This window comes from Ruminococcus sp. (assembly GCF_024684275.1).
Map to the genome: position 1 here is coordinate 1 of NZ_JAIKXF010000104.1, position 3,650 is coordinate 3,650.

A 3,650-nucleotide genomic window follows, 5' to 3' on the forward strand; every position below is an offset into this window, starting at 1 on the left:
CTGCTTTTCACCCTCTACGAGAGGACAGGGATTGTAGTTTACACCTGTTGTATCTGTGTTGTACTCGCAGTACTTTATGGTGTATGTACCTACAGCAATGCTCTGCGGGATGATCGTATCAAAAACATATAAAGGATATGAATCAGACTTTTCGCCTGCCCACTTGTATTCCTTGCCGTTGTTTGTCCATGAGAGACCGATATAGTAGTTATCGGTACCTGCGGCGGTCTGTGATGAATCAATGCCGAAAACGTGCTTGCCCGCAGCCATATAGCCGTCGAGATCATCATAGGAACCTGCAAATGATATATAGCTGCTTGTACTGAATTTAGTACCGCCTAAGGTGTACTCCTGTTCGCTCTTTGTATAGCCGTCCTTTTCGGGGCTGTAGAGCTTGAAGGAGATGTCCTTTGAATCTGTGGTGATACCAACAAGGAGTGAATCTGTGGAACCGTTAGCGCTCTCGTTAAAGTATACTGCTGAGGGGAGAACATAACCGTCCGCAGGGATGTCGCTCTTCTTGATAGTCACGGTTGAATTAGCGTCTGCTGCTGAAGGCTTGGCAATGTCATATGTCTTGACAGCAAAACCCTTGGAAGCATCGGCAGCACTTGCGGTTGCAGGAACTGCTGCGCCTATCATTGAAGCAGCAATGCCAAGTGATGTGATTGCAGAAATAATCTTTTTCATTTGCAATTCTTCCTTTCCATATTTTTTACGCCTTTCAAGCGTAAGGAACTTCGGCTTTAAAAGGCAGTAAACAGATACTGCAAATTAAAAGCACTTTGTGATATTATATCATAAAATGCCGCTGATGTCAATGCAATTGTTGCGGTTTTTAACGATAGATAAAGTTAAAACAACGTTAATTGATTTAATATGTTTCACAAAAAGAGAGGCGGCTGTAAGTAAAAAGATCATCAGCTGCCCTCAGACAGCTGATGATCCTTAAAATATATATTGTGATATAAAATGGAATATCCCGCAGCTATACTATATTATAAGCTGATAAAGCGCTCCTGCGGCATCAGCCTACAGTAGTGATCTTTTCGGCGTAGCTCTCGGGGAAGCTCTTTAGCAGGCTGAGGAGATACTTCTGTATGGTAACAGCGTCGTTTGTGGTTATACCGCCGCCTGCTTCGTATACATCTCCGTTGAATTTGCCCTGATCCGAAAGCTGATACTTGTTCGGGTTTGCAAGGGACTGCATTATGAGTACCGCGTCGCCCATATCTATAGCGTCGTCACAGTTTGCGTCGCCCCATTTGGAGACCTTGGAGTCAAGGACTTCCTTAGGATCCTTAGGCGCTGTAGTCGTAGTTGTTTCGGTCGTGGTCTTGGATGTCGCAGTAGTCGTTGTTGTAGTTGTGCTGGTAGTTGTAGTTGTTGTCGTTGTCGTGGTAGTTTCTGAGGTCGTAGTCGTTGTAGTGGTTGTTGTGGTAGTAGTTGTGGTCGTTACCACAGGTCCGTCTATCTGAGTACCTGCCTTTGCGACGATAGCCTCGTCAATACTGAAATCGCCTGTGCCTTCCTCTGTTTCAACATATAGAATATATCCCGAGCCCTCGGGGAGCTTATAGTTTGTGTTTGCAAGCTGTACATAACCGCCTGAGGATTCAGCGCTTGCAATGTGATCGTACTTTGTCTCGCCTGCGGAGTCCTTATATTCGAGAGAGAGCATAAGGTTGCCCGAGCCCGAAGCTGCAACGCTGAAGCTGTAGGTCTCGCCTGCCTTGAAGGTCAGTGAATCGAGAGACTTAAGAGCGCCGTGCCATGCGCTGCTTCTGTCGGAAGCCGTAAGAGCCTTGCTGCCCTTGTATGCTGTACCGCCTGTAGAAACAGAAGCGCCGCCTCTGCCTTCCCAGCTGTCGCTGCCTTCTTCAAATGTATCGTGGTAGTAGTAGCCGTTCTCATCGGGTTCGATAGGCTCGGGAGGTGTCGGATCCTTGCCGCCTTCAAAGCCCTTGCCGTCGCTTTCGAGCCCTACAACGAAGGTAGTAACGCTGTTTGCGGGGAGCTGAGCGGTGAATGATGAGCCGTTTGCGGAGATACCGCCTATTTTAGCTATATTCTCGCTTCCTGAGGTTCTGTAGCTGTCAACATTGGTGACTGTTCTGTTGCTGAGGGTGAACTGCTGAGAAACAGCTCCGCTGCCCTTGTTGATGGCAACTACGGTAGCCTGTGTATCACTGTGCTTGTAAGCCGATACGAGGATATTGCTGTTGGGCTGCTCTGTAGCGTCTATACGTACATCACCCGGGCGAACCCATTTCGAGAACTGTGCCATAGCGTATCCGCGCTTTGATATCTTGCCCGTATCCCACATAGGACTGTACTGACGGCGGATATACCACCATACATATGCGTTCATATTGCCCACAACAAGTGCGTTGTGGATATTCTCCGATACCTGTACAGCTTCGGGCCAGCGGTCTGCGGAGTTGTTGTCACTGTTAGGAACGTATACCTCAGTCATCCATATCTCCTTGCCGCAGTTTTCGAGGGCAGGGAAGTCCATCTGACTGCGCTGTGTACCATAGAAGTGAGTACCGAACATATCGCAGTTAGCCATAGCCTTTGAGTTGTTGAGGATAGCGTTGTAGAAGCTCTTGTTATAGCTGAAGCTTTCGGGAGACATCAGCTTTGTGGTCGTGCCTGCTGTTACAGCCTTTCCGTAGTTTGCAATGAAGTTTGCGGCACGGTCTGCTGTCCATGCTGTCCACTCGCCCGACCAGTCGGGCTCGTTCTGTACAGAGATCGAGTTGAGCTGAACGCCCTGACTGTTGCAGTACTTGATGAAGTCGTTGAGGTGCTGAGCATAATCGGCTTCCTTTCCGTTCTGAAGAACGTACTGACCGCCTGTGGGGCCGCCTGTACCGTTTGTTCTCATTGAAGCGGGCGGGTTCCACGGAGTTGCAAATACGGTAGCGCCGAGCTTCTGAGCTCTCTGAGCCGTAGGGATAGCGTTCTTCCATGCGTTCTTGTCGTCGCTTACGAAGATACGCAGGATAGTGAGACCAAGCTCGTTCTCGCCGTTTCCGAAAGCTGTCTGTACCTGTGCTTCGGTCATATCTCCGGGAGCTCCGCTCTGAACATTGTAGCTCTGCCATTCGGGATGGTTCATACCGCCGAAGCCGCGTATCGTCTGGTATTCCTTGTTCGTGTTGATAGTGCAGGCGCCTGCGGCGTTTGCTTCAAGCACGTTTGAAGGGAAGGAGCCCGCGGTTGAAACGAGCATAGCTCCTGCCATGACTGCTGAGAGGGCAGTCCTTACTTTTTTTGTTATATTCATTTTTTTACCCCCTGCCGAGTGCCGTGTGCCTCCACAGCGACTCGCATTATTATTTAATGTAATAATAACTCATATTATTCATTCTGTAAACTCAAAATATGAAACAAAGGTGGACAAAACGAAGAAGTTGTGTATAATTTCTTTAATATTAACTGTTATGTTTTGAAATTTGCACAATATTACATAATAAAAAATCTCCCGAGACAGATATCTGCCTCGGGAGACCAATTATGAGATATGTGTTTTTTTACATACGAAGTGCGCTGCGGATTATATCAAATCTTGCAATAAGGAAGTCAACAACGGAGATGTTTCCGCCGCCGAACATTCCGCCGCCGCCGCCGAAGCCGCCGCCCCA

The 3,650-nt window shown here is 48.1% G+C and carries 2 protein-coding genes; both read right to left on the reverse strand.

The genetic code is table 11. The features are described from left to right. Positions 1 to 690, reverse strand: a 690-nt coding sequence (locus tag K5677_RS11940; RefSeq protein ID WP_296728337.1) for a hypothetical protein, incomplete at its 3' end; no start/stop codon positions are given. Between the two features lie 337 nt (positions 691 to 1,027). Continuing rightward, entirely contained in the window at positions 1,028 to 3,292 is a 2,265-nt protein-coding gene (locus K5677_RS11945; RefSeq protein ID WP_296728339.1) for a glycoside hydrolase, read from the reverse strand. Positions 3,293 to 3,650 lie beyond the last annotated feature (358 nt).